Here is a 17,305-nt window from a genome sequence, read left to right on the forward strand (position 1 = left end):
GGCATTGATGTTGAGGTCAGCGGTCGTTCAAAGCATATCTACAGTATCTGGCGAAAAATGCAGCGTAAGGGCATCGGCTTTTCACAAGTCTATGATATCCGCGCGGTGCGAATTGAGGTGTCCGAACTAAAAGACTGCTACGCAACACTTGGGTTGGTGCATGGCTTGTGGCGCAACATACCCAATGAGTTCGATGACTATATCGCGAATCCCAAAGAGAATGGTTACCGCTCTTTGCATACCGCAGTGATCGGTCCCGAAGGCAAAATTCTTGAAGTTCAGATCCGCACGCATGAAATGCACGAGGAGGCAGAGCTCGGTGTCTGTGCTCATTGGCGCTACAAGGGCACGGATACCCGACAGGGTTCTGGCTCTAGCTACGATGAAAAGATTAACTGGCTGCGCCAAGTTCTTGATTGGCATGAAGAGAGCGGCGACGCGGTAAGTGTCGAAGACCAACTGCAGTTCAATGTTGCACAGGATCGTGTGTATGTATTCACCCCCCGGGGCGATGTTGTGAATCTCGCCAGTGGTGGTACACCGCTTGATTTCGCGTACCACGTTCATACCGAAGTCGGTCATCGTTGTCGGGGCGCGAAAGTGAACGGCCACATCGTGCCTCTCACACACAGTCTTCAAACTGGCGATCGCGTTGAAATTCTTACCGGGCGCGAAAACCGGCCCCGCAGAGATTGGTTGCAGTCCAGCCTCGGTTTTATTCAAACGCATCGAGCACGAGCCAAGGTCCAAGCGTGGTTTAAGGGGCAGGCCCGGGAAGAGAATGTCGATGCCGGTCGCCAGCTCCTGGAGCGAGAATTTCGTCGTTTGGCACTCACAAGCGTCGATTACAAGCGCATTGCAGTCCGGCTTAGCGTTCCTACAGTAGATGATATGTATGCAGCGGTAGGTTCAGGTGACCTTTCTGCCTCGCAGGTGGTAAATGCGGCGGAAACACTCATAGGAAGTAAGCCCCAGCCGGAGCTGCGTGTTAGCCGGCCCAGTAGTGCGCGTAAACGCAATACGGCACAAGTTCAAGGGGTTGGCAACCTTATGACCAATCTCGCTGGGTGTTGTAAGCCCGTGCCCGGTGACGAAATCACAGGTTTTATCACCCAGGGCAGGGGAGTCAGTATTCATCGTGAAGACTGTGCACGTGTGCTTAAAATATCCGAACAGAATCCTGAGCGTGTCATCGATGTGGAGTGGGGCAGTACGCCCGATGAACGCTTTGAGGTTGATATTGCTATTGAAGCCTATGACCGCCAGGGCCTACTGAGAGACGTTACCTCCATGTTTGCCAATGCGCGGATTAACGTACTGTCCATTGAGACCCAGACTAATCGTAAAGCCCACGCTGCGGCCATGCGTTTAACGGTTGAGGTGGGTGATTTAGGCTCTTTGGCAAAGCTGCTTGAGCGCCTCAATCGGCTCAAGAATGTCATCTCCGCGCGCCGTGTGAGCAGCTAGAACTACCCCAAAGCTCAGTCTTGAGCTGAGTCGTACTGTGAGGAAACCCCGTGCAGGATACACATTACAGCATCGCCGATTTGTTACGCATCATGCAGCGCTTACGCGACCCGGAACATGGATGTCCCTGGGATGTGCAGCAAGACTTCGCAAGTATTGTGCCCTCCACCCTGGAGGAGTGCTATGAGTTAGCTGCCGCTATTGAGGCAGGAGATTATCCCCATCTTGCCGATGAGTTGGGGGATGTGCTGTTTCAGGTGGTGTTTTATGCACAATTGGGGGCGGAGAGGGATCTGTTCAGTTTTCAATCCGTCGTTCATGGTTTGGCAGATAAGCTTCTTCGCCGGCATCCCCATGTCTTTGCAGGCGGCCAGATAGAAGCTGTGGTTGATGTATCCGCTGACGATTCGAGAAGTACTGCGGCGATAAAGAAACAATGGGAGCAGATCAAAGCCCAAGAACGTGCACAGCGCGCTCAGCACGGTGCGCTGGACGACGTACCGGTCGCGTTGCCCGCTCTACCTCGCGCGCAGAAACTGCAGAAGCGCGCTGCGCGGGTTGGCTTCGACTGGCCCAATGTGGAAGCGGTGCTCCCCAAAATCGATGAAGAGCTAAAGGAGTTGCGAGAAGCGATCGTCGAGCAAAATTCAAGTGATATCGAAGACGAACTGGGTGACCTTCTTTTTACCGTGGTGAATCTATCTCGACACTTGAAAATAGATGCGGAAACAGCACTGCGCCGCGCCAGTAGTAAGTTCGAGCGAAGGTTCCGCAGCATGGAGGCGCAATGCACGAGGCAGGGTACAGTGCTTGAAGCACTGGACGCTGCCGCAATGGAGCTGTTATGGGATCAGGCAAAAGCGTCTGAGTAGCGCACAAACCTACGACCAACGGCTGCTTGTTTCCCCTCGATGCTGCCGGTATGGTGTTCGGCCCGGGTGCAGCGGTAGCCTGTAGACGGTGTGAAAAACAAACCACAGATAACGAGGAAGTCCATGCGATTGATTCTGCTCGGAGCCCCCGGCGCCGGAAAGGGAACTCAGGCTCAGTACATTACCGAAGCCTTTGGCATTCCTCAGATATCCACTGGCGATATGCTCAGAGCTGCGGTGAAAGCAGGCACTGAGATGGGTCAGAAGGCCAAAGCGGTCATGGATTCTGGTGGCTTGGTTTCGGACGATATTATTATCGGTCTGGTTAAAGAACGTATCAGTGAGCCAGATTGTGCGGGCGGCAGCCTCTTCGACGGTTTTCCACGCACTATTCCTCAAGCGCAGGCTATGGTTGATGCGGGGGTGTCCATTGATCACGTTTTAGAGATAGCCGTAGACGATGAAGAAATCGTCAAACGCCTAAGCGGACGACGAGTGCACCCAGGTTCTGGGCGGATTTACCATATCGAACACAATCCGCCGAAAGTGTCGGGCATTGATGACGAGACCGGAGACGCGCTGGTGCAGCGTGACGATGATCTCGAGGAAACTGTGCGCAAGAGACTTGCCGTGTATCAGGAACAAACTCGGCCTTTGGTGAAGTTTTATAGCGGTATGACCGGTGAAAGTGCGCCCGCGTATCACTTCATTGCCGGTGTCGGCAATGTGCAAGAGATTCGTGCCAAGGTGGTAGACGCACTCGCCAGCTAACGTTCGGAGCTGTTCTGTCTGAGGCCCGCTACTAGAGGCCTCAGGTTCCGATCTTCATTTGTATTGATGTTCATAAACCCATCTGCCAGCACGCCGTTAAAAAGCAGCACGGCGCTGGCATGCAGCGCGTACCAGCGGTGTACCGCTCGTTCGCCTTCATCCAGTTGCTTACGAACGCTCTTTAGGATCTCTGCGCGAAGAGCTGCGCAGAGATAGTGAGACTGTCCTTCAGTGCCTGCGTAAACGATATCTAAGTCAGGCCTGGCATCCAGCTCGGCCAATAGCAGTTTTGGAACCTCTCCAGACAGTTGCGGCAAATCGCAGGGTAGTAGTAGTAGGCGCCTGCATTCTGTAGCGGGTGTCAGCGCAGGAATAATCGCTTCTATACCGGCCAAAGGGCCCTGAAGGTCCGCGCGTAAATCACCGACTACGCTACCCATATTGAGGCTGGCGTAGCGATCTTCATTGCGGTTTGCGCTGATAAAGCAGTTGTCGCAGAGGGGTTTGAGTAGTTCGAGGGCCCTTGCTACGGCAGGGCGGCCATCGACATCTATGAGTCCCTTATCCCGGCCGCCCATGCGTCGGCCTGCACCCCCACAAAGCACAAGCCCTACGGTGCCAGAACGGGCTGGAACATCGCGTTCTGAGGTCGCGACCTTCTCTCCAGACAATGATTGTGTGGGATAATCAGCGTCCATCATTACTAGATCTCACTCACTTGAATCGCCTTCTTGCCATTGATAGTGCCACTGATGCTCTGAGCCTCGCGCTCTTGGATGAACGCGGGTGCAAGTCACTACACCGGATTATGCCAAGGCAGCACCAGCAGCTATTGTTCAGCTTACTGGATGAACTGCTAGACGGCCGCAAAGTATCTGAGTTGGAATTACAGGCAATTGTATACGGTCGGGGTCCTGGTTCGTTTACCGGACTGCGTATTGCCGTAAGTGCCGCGCAGGGATTGGCGTTTAGTCTTGGCATACCTGTGATTAGTGTTTCCAGCCTCGAAACTCAGGTGCGAACGCTTCTGCGCACCGAATCAATCATTCAGCCGGTGCGCATATTCAGTTGCATCGATGCGCGTATTGGCCAGGTTTACGGGCAGTGGTTTGATTGCGACGGGAGTAAGCTCACCGCCAGAGGAGACGCCTTTGTTGCCGTGCCAGAGGCCATTGAGCAGCCCGCGAGTCGCTCAGGAGATGATGAGTGCAGATTTTTGGGCGTAGGCAGTGGCCTTGTCTTCCTCAATGCGATGCCTGAGGCGATTCGTGAGCAGGCAACGTGCTGGCCGGATGTGTTGCCCGAGGCTCGGGACATGTTCGCACCCGCTCTACAGGCTCTTGAGTCGGGTCAGGCACAAGATCCCATGTTGGCGGCGCCAGATTATGTGCAAACACGTATTGGTTGGAAAACACTGGCCGAGCAAGGTCGCATCGCATGATTGAGTGGTGGCAGGGACTATTGCTAGCGCTGATTCAAGGCCTTACGGAGTTTCTTCCTATTTCCAGTTCGGCGCATCTGTTGTTGCCGTCCATGCTTTTGGGTTGGCCAGATCAAGGGCTAGCCTTTGATGTGGCAGTGCACTTTGGCACGCTGACTGCGGTGGTTGTGTATTTCCGACAGGACTTATGGGCCTTGACTGAGGGCGGTTGGGCCGCTTTGGTCGAGCGAGAAATGAACGACAGCAGCTGGGAGATCACGTACCTGGCCTTGGCCACCATCCCTGCGGTGATCGTGGGCTTCATTCTGAGTGACGTTATGGATTCGCTGCGTAGTGTGCCGGTGATCGCGACGACGACAATCGTTTTCGCGTTATTGCTGGGCTACGCCGATCGTCGTGTAGAGTCCGTCGCCAAGACGACAGTGGCGAGTTGGCGAGTCGCGCTGATCATCGGCTGCGCCCAAGCGATTGCACCTATTCCGGGTACCTCGAGGTCTGGCATAACGATTACTGCGGGCTTGCTTCTGGGGCTTTCTCGACATGCGGCTGCTCGGTTTTCTTTCTTATTGTCTATTCCAATCATACTGGGCGCAGCACTGTTCAAGGTGTCTGAAATGATGGGTGCAGATACTCTCGTACATTTGCCGGTTGTGCTTATGGGTACCGCCGTCGCAGCGCTCAGTGCCTACGCATGTATCGCGGTGTTTCTGCGCTTGATAGAAGCTGTGGGCATGATGCCGTTTGTTATCTACCGCCTACTGTTGGGTGCTGTTTTATGCGCTTTGTGGTGGGCATGAGTTTCGAGGAAATACGATAGATGAAGGTAGCTTTTCTGGGTTTGGGCGTGATGGGCTTTCCTATGGCGGGACATCTGTCTCGTGCCGGTCATGATGTATGTGTTTACAACCGCAGTCCTGCCAAGGCAGATCTTTGGCTAGAAGAACACGCTGGAGTTGCTGCAAAAACTCCCGCAGAGGCTTCAGCCGGCGCTGATATCGTGGCGCTTTGCGTAGGCAATGACGACGACGTGCGTGAGGTGATCTGTGGCAGCCAAGGAGTACTTGAAGGTATTACCGCTGGCGCTGTGATTGTTGATCACACAACAGCTTCGGCGGAATTGGCAAGAGAACTTGCGGTGATGTGTAAGGCGCGAGATATAGGCTTTGTGGATGCTCCCGTTAGTGGTGGACAAGCGGGCGCCGAGGGAGGGATTCTCACGGTGATGGCAGGCGGAGAGCCTGCGGCATTTGAGAAAGCGCTACCGGTTATGGAGTGCTATGCGCGCTGCGTGCGACTGCTCGGACCCAGCGGTGCAGGTCAGTTGGCCAAAATGGTTAATCAGATATGTATAGCAGGTGTTGTAGAAGGCTTGTCCGAAGCGCTGCTCTTTTCGCAGCGAGCAGGTCTGGATACTGCGGCGGTGGTCGAAGTTATTAGCCAGGGCGCGGCGCAGTCGTGGCAAATGCAGAACCGCTATAAGACCATGCTGGCCGGCGAGTATGAGCACGGTTTTGCGGTGGACTGGATGCGTAAGGATCTGGCGATTGTCCTGGCCGAATCGCGGCGATTGGGTCTCGATTTACCGGTGACTCAAATCGTCGATGGCTTTTACGGGGATGTACAGTCTATGGGAGGAGGACGTTGGGATACCAGTAGCCTGCTCGCGCGTTTGTCGCAGAAGCATTCGGAGTCCACTAATGAGGACGGGGCTGATGGATAAACAGCAGTTTAATGAAGGTTTGCTTGAGTTCTTGTCAGAGTCGACAACGTCTTTTCATGCCGTGCAGGCTATGTCGCACCGGCTGGTTGAGGCCGGCTTTCAGGCTTTTGACGCCGATACTGATCTGAGTCCCGGTAGTGCGGGAGTGTTCTATGCGCAGGCGGGAAGCCTCATCGCGCTGCTTCCCGGAAGCGGACCTTTACTTGATAGCGGTTTGCGCATGGTGGGAGCTCACACCGATAGTCCCTGTCTAATGGTGAAACCGCAGCCGGAACAATTCGACCTCGGCTATCTGCAACTCGGCATCGAGGTGTACGGCGGCGCTTTGTTGAACCCTTGGTTTGATCGTGATCTTTCGCTAGCGGGTCGGGTGAGTTACCAGGATGTTGACGGGGCCGTCGCTACGACGCTGGTCGATTTTCGCGATCCCATTGCAGTGATACCCAGTTTGGCCATCCATCTCGATCGCGAAGCTAATAACAATCGAAGTATTAACGCGCAAACCCAGATGGCACCGCTTTTGTCCATGAACACGGGGGACTTTAGTCTTCGAGATTTTCTGCGTGAACATCTGCGAGGCAAAAATATTCAGATCATTGAGGTGCTGGATTACGAACTGTGTTTTTACGATACGCAGCCACCTGCACAAATTGGTATCCAGGGAGAGTTTATTGCTTCGGCACGCCTCGACAATTTGTTGTCCTGTTATACGGGTCTTCAGGCCCTGCTTGAAGCCGATGGATCGCAATGGGCTCTACTGGTTTGTAACGATCATGAAGAGGTTGGTTCACGGTCCGCAACAGGCGCACAGGGGCCTATGCTTCAGTACTTTTTGCAGGCTGTACTGAACAATCACGGCGCTTTGCCCTTGCTAATGCAGCGATCAATGATGATCTCGGCGGACAATGCCCATGCAGTGCATCCCAGTTATCCAGACAAACACGACGAACGCCATGGTCCAGTGATCAATGGTGGGCCGGTGATTAAGATGAATGTCAGCCAGCGTTATGCAACTACCAGTGACGGAGCCGCTTTGTTTCGATTGCTTGCCAGACAAGAAGATGTGGGCGTGCAGAGCTTTGCTATGCGCGCAGACATGGCTTGTGGCAGTACCATCGGTCCTATTACCGCTGTGGAACTGGGGGTTACTACCTTGGATATAGGCGTCCCGACCTTTGGAATGCATTCTATTCGTGAGCTGGCTGGAAGCGACGATGCCTGGTCGCTTCAGTGTGTGCTGGGCGCGTATTTCCGACATCCCGCGCCGTTATTCGCCAAGGGCCACTAGCTATTAACGTTAGATGATCACCAGTTACAGCAAGTTTTTCAGGGAGAGAACGATGAGCGTGCGTCGCGTGCTGACGGGAATTACAACCACGGGTGCTCCACACCTGGGTAATTATGTGGGGGCGATTCGACCTGCTATCGAGTCTGCGAAGCAGGCGGATAACGATTCCTTTTTCTTTTTGGCGGACTACCACGCCCTGATCAAATGCAGTGACCCGGAGCTCGTACAACGTTCTGCGCTGGAGATTGCGGCAACTTGGCTGGCTTTGGGTCTCGATACGACTCGTGCAGTGTTTTATCGGCAGTCAGACATTCCGGAAATCGCTGAACTCACCTGGATTCTTAATTGTAGTGCGGCCAAAGGACTGATGAATCGAGCGCACGCTTATAAGGCGGCGGTTCAGGCTAACGAGGAAAACGGCGATGATCCTGACTTGGCGGTGACCATGGGCCTGTTCAGTTACCCGGTACTCATGGCTGCAGACATTCTGATGTTCCGAGCGCATGACATACCCGTAGGACGCGATCAGATTCAGCACGTGGAGATGGCGCGAGATATTGCGCAGCGCTTTAACCACAATTATGCCGAGCTGTTTGTTCTGCCCGAGGCGCAGGTTGACGCCAACGTGGCTGTTCTACAGGGATTGGACGGTCGCAAGATGAGCAAGAGCTACAACAATACGATTCCACTGTTTGACACTGAAAAGCGCTTGAAGAAGGCGATCAATAAGGTGAAAACGAATCTTCTGGAACCCGGGGAGGCAAAGAACACAGGCGACTCCACGGTGTTTCAACTGTGGTGCGCCTTTGCGGATCAGGCAGGCATTGCTTCTATGGAACAAGCGTTTGCAGAGGGTATCGCCTGGGGTGAAGCTAAAAAGCAGTTATTCGAGTTGATTAACGAAGAGCTGAAAGAGCCTCGCGAAGAGTACGACCGATTGATCGCAGACCCCGGTCATATAGAGACCGTGCTTCGCCAGGGGGCTGAGCGCGCTCGCGAGCACAGTGTGCCACTGATGGCGAAGGTACGGTCCGCTGTCGGCATCAGGCCCATGGCCTGACTGTTATTGCAGTACCAGGATGGCTATCGCCATTCGGGAGAGTATGCGAATTCCACAAAGACCCCTCGGGATTCTCCTACGAAGTAACGGTAGGCGCCAAATCCGAAGTCTGCGCGCTCCGCATACTCTTCGTTAAGCAAATTTGTAACACGCAAGCTGGTACTGAAGCCCTTTCCCAAAGCCAGGGCCATACGTAGGTTAAGTAACTCGTGACCCTCATACTCATGCAGATTATTCGGCTCCAGATAGTAACTACCCATATGTACCCACTCTAGTTCCGTACGCAGGCTGCGGTTGTTCTGGAGTGAGACATCAAGACCGACGCGGGCGCTGCCAAACTGTCGTGGGGCTGTATCGATGTCATTACCTTCGATACCCAGTCGCGATCCCAGGAGGTTTGCATCACTGTCGTACTTATGCCGGGCGATGTTTCCATCTACCCCGGCATACCATCCGGATTCGCCGGCCCAGTAAAGGCTGAACTCGATGCCTTCATGGCTTGTCTGTGCACCGCTGACGTTCTGTCGGTCGGCATTTTGAAAAATAACGTCACGCTTTTGCATGCTGTACATAGACGTGTCATAGCTAAAGCCACCGATTTCGCCTCTTAGGCCGAGGTCAACACTGCTAATCGTTTCGCTATCGAGATCGGCAATTTCTTGACCTGATTGCAGTCGGTATAGTTCGGCAGCCTGTGGGGGGCGAAAGCCGTGCGCACCGCGGAGGTAAACACGATGAGTGTCGCTAAGAGCATAGGTGATACCAAGGTTGACGCTGCCGTTGCTGAAATCGTCTTCGCGATCTGCAGGACGAAAAAATCGACAGGCACTGGCTTCTGGCGCACAGGCAGATCCGTCGTCTGTTTGATTATCATAGTCATAGCTGTTTTGTTCGAGTCGCAGGCCTGTAGCGAGTCCCAGACGAGACGTCAGTTGCCAGTTTGCCTGAGCATAGAGCGCAGCTGAAAGTGCGTCGACTTCATAGTCGTAGTGCACCCCGGCGGGCTGATTGGGGCTAAAGGCATTCGCTTGAACCTCACTAAGCCATCCGCGAGTGGCGTCAATGTCAATGCCGGCACTCCAGCTGATGTTTTCGGTACTGTCACTCAGGGATACACGCAAACCCAGGCTCTCTTGCCCATTTTTTTCTGTGGGCTGCCAGGGCAAAAAGTGCTGTAGGAACTCCATGGTGGTACGGCGGAAGTAGGGCGTGATACTTAACTGTCCTGCGCTGGTCTCGCGTTCCCACCGGCTGTAAGCGCGCAGTGCAAAGCTGTCCCGGTACGCTTCTGGGTTTGGGTTCAATCGTTTTTTAGAGGGGTCTTTATAGGCTTCGAATCCCGCGACGAACCCGGATGTCTCCTGATTGAGATTAGTCGCTTCCAGTGCGTTTTGGACCTGCCATACATCGCCGCTGTAGTCATGTCGAAGCGTAAGTTTTTGCTGATCGAAGCCGGCGTTGTCTTTGTAGCCACCGTCGCTGGCGCCATTAAAGTACGCGCCGAATGCGTGTTCGCCATGCTCTGCGCGAAACTCACCGCGTACTCTGTAGTAGTCATTAGGACCGGCCTCTACAGCGTATGCGTTTTGCGGGCCGCGGCGTGGATCGGCGGTCAGTGTGTTGATGACGCCGTGCACGGCGTTGGCGCCATATACAGAGGTGCCTGGGCCGCGGATGATTTCGATGGCGCCCGCTTGCTCACTGTTTACGTCAAACAACTGATTGACGTTGCAAAACCCGGGTGCACGCAAGCTGATGCCGTCCCATGCGGTGTAAAAAGCGCCGCAGCCACCACTGCCGGTAAGCACTGGCGAACGCAGGGCGATGAGACTTTCCTGGCCGTTGCCCCGCGATATCCAGGCGCCCGGCGCGCGCTGCATGATTTGATTGATATGTACGGCGCTGGTCAGCTTCAAGGCTTCATCGTCGATGCGCGACCAGGGGAGTGCGAGGTTCAAGCCTGTTTCGGGTTCACGAGTGGCACTCACAATCACCTGTTCAAGGCGAGATACAGCTTCATCGTCACCCTGAGCAAGCACTGACGTCGCGAATACCAAGCCTGAAAGGCTAAGGAGAGTTCGTAAGGTCTTTGAAGAGTGAAAACCCATAGTTTAAGTCCTGTTAGATTGCGCGGCAGTGTAACGGAGCCGGGCTCCGGCCCCAAGCTTTGATCACCAAGTGACCATTCCTATTGCCGGTTCGGCGAGTGCCGCGAAGCTTGGGGTGGGGGCGTTCAACCGCTAGACTGGCGGATTCTATTCCTGCCTGTAGGTACATGTCCTTTGCAGCCCTTCGTTATTGCCATAGCCGGTCCCTCGGGTTCAGGAAAAAGTCTTTTCGCCGAGACGCTTTGTGAAGAGGTGAGGCGTGACGCCCCGCAACTGGGGGTGGTGCTTATCAAAGAGGACGCCTATTACCGTGATCAGGGTCAGATAGCCTTTAAGGATCGCGAGAAAGTTAATTATGATCATCCAAATGCCATCGAGCAGGATCTTTTGGCGAGCCACCTGCACGAACTCAGCGCAGGGAACGCTGTGGATTCGCCACTGTACGACTACACAATACATAGCCGCCGGAGTGAAACTGTGCGCATCGAGCCAGCGGCGGTGATCATCGTTGAGGGGATTCTGCTGTTGACTGATGCAGCACTTCGAAAAGCATTCGATATTAAGTTTTACATGGATACGCCTTTAGATATTTGTCTACTGCGACGCATGGCGCGAGATCTTAAAGAACGCGGCCGAAGCCTCGACTCGGTGACCACCCAGTATCAGGAGACAGTGCGGCCGATGTATCAGGAGTTCATTCGTCCCAGTGTTCGGCATGCCGATATGGTGATTACCCGAGGTGGGCGTAATCGCGTCGCCTTGGACGTAGTGCGGAATATGTTGCTGTCTTTGTCTCGTGAAGTGGCCAAGTCGTGAATAGCCTGCCTACCGCGGTGCTTGCTTTAATAGCGATAGTGGTACTGATTGCCATTGCTTGGGCCTTTTCTCTCGATCGACGTTCCGTGTCGCTGAGAACTGTTGGCGGTGCCTTTCTGTTGCAGGTGGGCATTGGCGGTATAGCGCTTTATCTTCCCGCAGGTCGCGCGATTCTCGAATCCTTGTCTACCGGGGTCGGTCGTGTGATTAGCTACGGTCAGTCAGGCATCGACTTTGTGTTCGGTGACATCGGTCGTTACGAGGTGGGTTTTGTGTTTGCCTTTCACGTGTTACCCATCATTATTTTCTTTTCGTCTCTCGTGGCGGTGCTGTACCACATTGGCGTGATGGGTTGGGTGATTCGCATACTTGGCGGCGCTTTGCAGCGACTCCTTGGTACCAGTCCGGCAGAGTCGATGTCGGCGACGGCTAATGTATTTGTTAGTCAGACCGAAGCGCCCTTGGTCATTAAGCCTTACATAGCGTCCATGACGCGCTCAGAACTATTTGCCGTTATGGTGGGTGGTATGGCAACGGTGGCAGGCTCAGTACTTGCCGGTTATGTGGCTCTTGGTGTTGAGATGCGCTACTTGTTAGCCGCGAGTTTTATGGCAGCGCCCGGGGGCTTACTCATGGCCAAGCTCTTGGTTCCGGAGCAGCAGGCAGTGTCCAGGGCTGAGGACTCACTGGATCTGAGCATTGAGAAAAGCGTTAATATTTTCGACGCTGCAGCCACCGGTGCGGCGAGCGGTTTGTCTCTAGCGGTCAATATTGGCGCGATGCTTCTGGCCTTTGTGGGCTTGATTGCCTTGCTCAACGGCGTATTGGCAGGTCTCGGCGGCTTAGTGGGTTGGGAGGCGCTGTCCCTTGAACTCATATTGGGTAATCTATTTAGACCTATGGCCTACTTACTGGGTGTTCCTTGGGACGAAGCTGCGGTTGCGGGAAACCTCATCGGGCAGAAAGTGGTGCTCAATGAGTTTGTCGCCTTCGGATCGTTTTACGAAGATAAAGCGCAGCTAAGTGCTCACTCGCAAGCCGTTGTTTCTTTCGCGCTCTGTGGGTTTGCCAATCTGTCCTCCATCGCGATTCTGATTGGTGGTCTGGGGACTCTTGCGCCACAACGTCGCCCACTGATTGCGCAGCTGGGACTTCGTGCTGTACTGGGTGGTTTTTTGGCTAATCTGCTCAGTGCCGCTATTGCCAGCTTTTTTCTCTCTTTGGCCTGATAACGAGCGATGACTGTGCTTTTACGCGATCCTTTTTGTTTTCTCCCCGGTGACGGGCGGCTTTTTCAGTTATGAGCGTGCAATCGGTGTTAACCGTCAGCGATGATCTGCCTCTTGCGGTAGCCCGGCCGGTGCACAGTGGGAAGGTGCGTTCGGTGTACTTTCTCCGCCCAGAAGATTCTCGGCGCCTGATTCAAGAGCGGGGCTATCCCGTTGCAGCGCACAGCGACCTGGCGGTGATGGTAATTTCTGATCGACTATCAGCCTTCGACTGTTTGTGGCACAGCGATAGTTTTAGCGGGGTTCAAGGTAAGGGGGCAGCGCTAAATGCTATCGCTGCCCACTGGTTTGAATCCTTCGGTCATGCGCAACTGGCTCCGCATCATTTGTTGGAAATGCCACACCCCATGGTGTGGATCGTGCGTCAGGCCAGACCTCTAATGATTGAGGCCATTGCCCGTCGCTACCTCACAGGGTCTTTATGGCGTGCTTACGAGCAGGGGCAGCGCATCATCGGCGGGGTAGAGCTTCCCGATGGTTTGACACAGTTCCAGAGGTTTTCTGAGCTGCTGTTTACGCCCTCCACCAAAGGTATTGTGCGCGGCTTAGCGGACGTTTCCGAGACCGACGACGCGCCACTGTCGCCTGCCGCGCTTCGGAGGCACTACGACGCATTTGGCTTACAGTCTGAAGCACAATTGGATGCCTGCGTGGCGGCACTAAGCTCAGGCTTTGAGTGCATCGAGCAATCCCTTGCCCAGCAGGGTGAACTGTTAGTGGACACCAAGTTTGAATTTGGGATCGCGCCGGCACTTCACGGTGGTGACGAGCTCATTTATATGGATGAAGTGGGCACGCCTGACTCATCGCGTATCTGGCGACGGGATGACTGGGAGCAGGGAGAGCCTCGAGAACATAGCAAAGAACAATTTCGTGAAGCCTTGATGTCCTGGGTCGATGATCGAGACATGCTTCTTGATCCGACGCGTATGAGCGAACGCAACACTTATGCAAGGCGCAACGCTGTTCCGGATGCATTTTTTGAAAACCTTTCACGTACCTATGCCGTGCAAGCTGAGCGTATTCTTAGGTCGCCCTTGCCTGAGATCGACCGGCCCCGGGAGCTGATCCTGGATCTTCTCAACGAGCGCTTCGGTCTGGTTGTTTAGCCTATGTTGCAAGACCCGATGTTTTACCTGGTGAGCGTCCCAGCGGTGATGCTTTATGGGGTGGCCAAAGGCGGCTTTGGTGGTGCAGTGGCCATTCTCGCTGTTCCCCTCATGGCGCTAATGATGTCGCCGGCTCAGGCCGCCGCGATCCTTCTGCCTATTCTTGTGGTGATGGACGTGGTGGTCGTTTATAGCTACCGAGGACAGTTTGATGCGCGCGCGTTGCACTTATTGTTGCCTGGCGCGTTACTGGGCTTACTGTCGGGATATCTACTGGCAAGTTTCGTGAATGACGCAATCATGCGACTGTTGGTAGGCGTCGTGGCGCTGACCTTTGGTTTACAAACGCTCCTGGGTTGGCTTTCGTCATTGGGAAGAGAGCACAATCGCTGGGCCGCTACGATTATCGGCGCACTGTCGGGTTTTACCAGCTTTAGCATTCATGCAGGAGGACCTCCCTTTGCCATGTATTTGTTGCCAAAGCAGTTATCGCCACTTATTTATGCCGGTACCGCGGGACTTTTTTTTGCGGTCGTGAACCTGGTGAAACTTCCTGCGTACTACGCGCTGGGACAGTTTACGGGGGAGAACTTGTGGTACTCGCTGGCATTAGTACCGATCGCACCCCTGGGAGTATTGCTGGGTCGTAGGCTGGTTCAGTTATCTAATCCGATTGTGTACTACAAAATCATTTCGCTGTTCCTGGTGTTTGTAGGGATTAAACTGATATTTGACGGGTATCAGGGGTTTGCGGTTTGAATTCGATCGTCGCAGCGCCGTGCTTTGCTGTTGCGACTGCTAGCAGCGGGATATACTTTGGATCAAGGCTTTATCAAAAATGAGTTCAATACAATCATGCAAGACATTCCACACTACGTAAAACTCACCGAAACCGTGGCCGCTGCGTCACAAATACAGGTGGCAGATCTAGCGGCTATCGCGGCCGCCGGATATCAAGTAGTGATTAATAATCGTCCGGATGGTGAGGCTATGGGGCAGCCCAGCTCAGAGGAAATGCGAGCGGCTGCTGCTTCTGAAGGTCTCGAGTATCACTACTATCCATTGAATGCCTTTAATTATCCGGGTCCTGATCTGAGCGCTATGGCGGAACTGTTTGATGGTTCGCGTCCTGTTTTCGCATTTTGCAGAAGTGGTACCCGCTCTAGTAATCTCTGGATAAGCAGCCGCTCTGTGGATGAGCAAGACAAAGCGCGACAGCATGCACAGCAGCTGGGCTTTGATGTATCTATATCTATATCTATGTCTCGGCGTTAGTGCGGAGCATTTTTACTGGTTCTTTTTCCCTGAATGACAATAAAACATCTAGCGAGTAATTTTTATGAAGCGACACCTTCTGGCTTTGCCCCTGGCATTCAGCGGTTTATGTTCTCCGGCGCTGTTTGCTGATTCGCTCAGCGATGCGATTGCTGACGATTACCAAAGCCATCTTAGCGAGCTGTTTGTTTACTTTCATCAAAACCCTGAACTATCGTTCATGGAAAACAAGACTGCGGCACGACTTGCTGCAGAGCTGCGAGATACGGGTTTTGAGGTGACCGAAGGTGTCGGGGGAACGGGGCTTGTAGCCATTCTCGAAAACGGTCCAGGGCCTGTGGTTATGATGCGAGCAGACATGGACGGCTTGCCGGTAGAAGAGAAGAGCGGGTTGGACTACGCGTCTACTGCCAAGCAAATCGATCCTGATGGTAATGAAGTATTTGTCATGCATGCCTGTGGACACGATGTACACATCACGAGTCTTGTGGGTACAGCCCGTCAGATGATGGCGCGGCGTGATGACTGGTCGGGCACCTTAATGCTCATTGGGCAGCCGGCAGAGGAGCGTATATCCGGCGCCGAGGCCATGATGGAAGATGGTCTTTGGGAGCGTTTTGGTCAGCCCGATATGGCGATGGCATTTCACGTAACGTCTGCGATTCCAACGGGCAAACTCTCGGCGGTCATGGGCGCGGCGTATTCGGGTGGCGACACCGTCGAGATTATTGTTCATGGCATTGGAGCTCATGGTGCCGCGCCGCATGCGGGTGTCGACCCGGTAGTTCTAGGCTCGCAAATTGTACTGGCCTTGCAAACTGTTGTGAGTCGCACCCTTCCACCGCGAGATGCCGGAGTTATCACTGTAGGGGCGTTTCATGCCGGCACTAAGAATAATATTATTTCTGATCGGGCTCACTTGAAACTCACAGTTCGTAATGACGATCCCGAGACGCGGGAGTTGCTACTCGATGGTATTCGTCGTGTCGCGGTGAATATGGGTCGAGTGGCGGGATTGCCCGAGGACAAGCTGCCTGAGGTGATTGTGTCCGATGAGTCTGTGCCGGTCACCGCGAATGATCTTGAGGTGACGCAACGGCTGCGCGGCGTTTGGCAAGACCGCTTCGGCAGTGATGTTATGTGGGATAAAAAGCGCAAGAGTATGGGCTCGGAAGATTTCCCATTCTTTACCACCGAGCCGTATATCCCAAGCACCTACTTCGCGGTAGGTGGTACACCGCCCGAAGCCTTCGCCGTGCAAGCGGCAGGCGGTGAGCGGGTGCCGTCGCATCACTCACCTCTGTTTAAGATTGCGCCAGAGCCGGCAGTAACTCTCGGTGTTGAGGCAACAGTTGTAGGCTTGATGGAACTCATGGGTAAATGACAGTGCCTGTGCGAGCCGCCAGCACGGTAGTGTTACTTCGCGACGGCGAGGTAGACCTGGAGGTCCTTATGGTGCGACGTAATCGCGCATTGGCATTTGCCGGAGGCTTTTGGGTGTTTCCCGGTGGTGCGGTCGATGATGCCGATCGTGCTCAAGCGGGCGATGACCCCGACGAGGCCGCTCGCTATGCAGCGGCGAGAGAAGCTGAGGAGGAGGCTGGAGTTTCGCCCGATCCAGCAGATATGGTGTTGATCAGTCATTGGACGACTCCGGTGGGGGAGCGTAAGCGCTTCTCGACATGGATTTTCGCTGGAGAAGTTGCGCCGGAATCCAAAGTGGTCATTGATGGCAGTGAAATACATGATTTCCAATGGGTGGGTGTTGCCCGGGCGCTGGACCTGCATAGAGCCGGTGAGCTTCCCATGATGCCCCCGACCTATATCACCTTGTGTGCCGTCGCTCGGTATGACACAGCTGCTGCGGCCTTGGCGGGAGAGAAAGAAACCCCTTGTCCGCGTGTTTTGCCGCTCATGCTTCCGACCGAGGATGAGGGCGGATTTGTCACCCTTTATCCTGGCGATGCGGCGTGTGAGAGTGGTGATATTCAAGCACCGGGCCCCCGGCATCGAGCATTCTTGTCTGGCGGTTGCTGGTGCTACCAGTATGAAGGGGTCAGTGAGCCGGCCCTGTACCCACAGGACTAAT

At 54.3% G+C, this 17,305-nt stretch carries 17 protein-coding genes; 15 read left to right on the plus strand and 2 right to left on the minus strand.

The window, feature by feature from the left end; all coding sequences use genetic code 11:
* The 3 genes from ACI9KD_RS07040 to adk form a co-directional block, all read left to right on the plus strand.
* Positions 1–1,467 (plus strand): RelA/SpoT family protein (locus tag ACI9KD_RS07040; RefSeq protein ID WP_414980450.1); only part of this gene is annotated, 1,467 nt, incomplete at its 5' end.
* A gap of 50 nt (positions 1,468–1,517) precedes the next feature.
* Positions 1,518–2,339 carry a nucleoside triphosphate pyrophosphohydrolase gene (gene mazG / locus ACI9KD_RS07045; RefSeq protein ID WP_414980451.1) on the plus strand — a complete coding sequence of 274 codons (822 nt, stop codon included), beginning with the start codon at positions 1,518–1,520 and terminating at the stop codon, positions 2,337–2,339.
* A gap of 123 nt (positions 2,340–2,462) precedes the next feature.
* Positions 2,463–3,110 carry an adenylate kinase gene (gene adk / locus ACI9KD_RS07050; RefSeq protein ID WP_414980452.1) on the plus strand — a complete coding sequence of 216 codons (648 nt, stop codon included), beginning with the start codon at positions 2,463–2,465 and terminating at the stop codon, positions 3,108–3,110.
* On the opposite strand, the gene ACI9KD_RS07055 is transcribed toward adk, so the two are convergent.
* Positions 3,107–3,811, minus strand: a complete 705-nt coding sequence (locus ACI9KD_RS07055; protein ID WP_414980453.1) for a molybdenum cofactor guanylyltransferase — start codon at positions 3,809–3,811, stop codon at positions 3,107–3,109. The two genes, adk and ACI9KD_RS07055, sit on opposite strands and share 4 nt — an antisense overlap.
* Positions 3,812–3,828: 17 nt before the next feature.
* On the opposite strand from ACI9KD_RS07055, the gene tsaB reads away from it, so the two are divergent.
* From tsaB to trpS, 5 genes are read left to right on the plus strand one after another with little or no spacing between them, the layout of a single operon-like run.
* Positions 3,829–4,551, plus strand: coding sequence for a tRNA (adenosine(37)-N6)-threonylcarbamoyltransferase complex dimerization subunit type 1 TsaB (tsaB, locus tag ACI9KD_RS07060; RefSeq protein ID WP_414980454.1), 723 nt, complete (start codon positions 3,829–3,831; stop codon positions 4,549–4,551).
* Complete coding sequence (locus tag ACI9KD_RS07065; RefSeq protein ID WP_414980455.1) at positions 4,548–5,348, plus strand: undecaprenyl-diphosphate phosphatase; 801 nt, start codon at positions 4,548–4,550, stop codon at positions 5,346–5,348. Before tsaB ends, ACI9KD_RS07065 begins: the two co-directional genes overlap by 4 nt.
* 20 nt (positions 5,349–5,368) lie before the next feature.
* A complete protein-coding gene (locus ACI9KD_RS07070; protein ID WP_414980456.1) occupies positions 5,369–6,271 on the plus strand; it encodes an NAD(P)-dependent oxidoreductase in 903 nt (300 codons plus the stop codon).
* Positions 6,264–7,559 (plus strand): M18 family aminopeptidase, encoded by a 1,296-nt coding sequence (locus ACI9KD_RS07075; RefSeq protein ID WP_414980457.1) that lies wholly within the window; start codon positions 6,264–6,266, stop codon positions 7,557–7,559. The genes ACI9KD_RS07070 and ACI9KD_RS07075 overlap by 8 nt, the downstream gene beginning before the upstream one ends.
* A gap of 52 nt (positions 7,560–7,611) precedes the next feature.
* On the plus strand, positions 7,612–8,619 hold the full coding sequence (trpS, locus tag ACI9KD_RS07080) for a tryptophan--tRNA ligase (protein WP_414980458.1): 1,008 nt from the start codon (positions 7,612–7,614) through the stop codon (positions 8,617–8,619).
* A 23-nt stretch (positions 8,620–8,642) separates the two neighbouring features.
* On the opposite strand, the gene ACI9KD_RS07085 is transcribed toward trpS, so the two are convergent.
* The gene (locus ACI9KD_RS07085) at positions 8,643–10,727 is read right to left on the minus strand and encodes a TonB-dependent receptor (protein ID WP_414980459.1); all 2,085 of its coding nucleotides are present in this window, start codon (positions 10,725–10,727) and stop codon (positions 8,643–8,645) included.
* A gap of 174 nt (positions 10,728–10,901) precedes the next feature.
* On the opposite strand from ACI9KD_RS07085, the gene udk reads away from it, so the two are divergent.
* The 7 genes from udk to ACI9KD_RS07120 all read left to right on the plus strand — a co-directional run bounded on the left by udk (position 10,902) and on the right by ACI9KD_RS07120 (position 17,304).
* Positions 10,902–11,543, plus strand: coding sequence for a uridine kinase (gene udk, locus ACI9KD_RS07090; RefSeq protein WP_414980460.1), 642 nt, complete (start codon positions 10,902–10,904; stop codon positions 11,541–11,543).
* Entirely contained in the window at positions 11,540–12,772 is a 1,233-nt protein-coding gene (locus ACI9KD_RS07095; RefSeq protein ID WP_414980461.1) for a NupC/NupG family nucleoside CNT transporter, read from the plus strand. Before udk ends, ACI9KD_RS07095 begins: the two co-directional genes overlap by 4 nt.
* A gap of 71 nt (positions 12,773–12,843) precedes the next feature.
* The gene (gene purC, locus ACI9KD_RS07100; RefSeq protein WP_414980462.1) at positions 12,844–13,941 is read left to right on the plus strand and encodes a phosphoribosylaminoimidazolesuccinocarboxamide synthase; all 1,098 of its coding nucleotides are present in this window, start codon (positions 12,844–12,846) and stop codon (positions 13,939–13,941) included.
* A 3-nt stretch (positions 13,942–13,944) separates the two neighbouring features.
* Positions 13,945–14,700 (plus strand): sulfite exporter TauE/SafE family protein, encoded by a 756-nt coding sequence (locus ACI9KD_RS07105; RefSeq protein ID WP_414980463.1) that lies wholly within the window; start codon positions 13,945–13,947, stop codon positions 14,698–14,700.
* A gap of 96 nt (positions 14,701–14,796) precedes the next feature.
* Positions 14,797–15,216 carry a TIGR01244 family sulfur transferase gene (locus ACI9KD_RS07110; protein ID WP_414980464.1) on the plus strand — a complete coding sequence of 140 codons (420 nt, stop codon included), beginning with the start codon at positions 14,797–14,799 and terminating at the stop codon, positions 15,214–15,216.
* Between the two features lie 64 nt (positions 15,217–15,280).
* The gene (locus ACI9KD_RS07115) at positions 15,281–16,600 is read left to right on the plus strand and encodes an amidohydrolase (RefSeq protein ID WP_414980465.1); all 1,320 of its coding nucleotides are present in this window, start codon (positions 15,281–15,283) and stop codon (positions 16,598–16,600) included.
* Positions 16,597–17,304, plus strand: coding sequence for an NUDIX hydrolase (locus tag ACI9KD_RS07120; RefSeq protein ID WP_414980466.1), 708 nt, complete (start codon positions 16,597–16,599; stop codon positions 17,302–17,304). Before ACI9KD_RS07115 ends, ACI9KD_RS07120 begins: the two co-directional genes overlap by 4 nt.
* Position 17,305: the final 1 nt, after the last annotated feature.

This window comes from Congregibacter sp., assembly GCF_047617445.1.
In the GTDB taxonomy this organism is placed as follows: Bacteria; Pseudomonadota; Gammaproteobacteria; order Pseudomonadales; family Halieaceae; genus Congregibacter.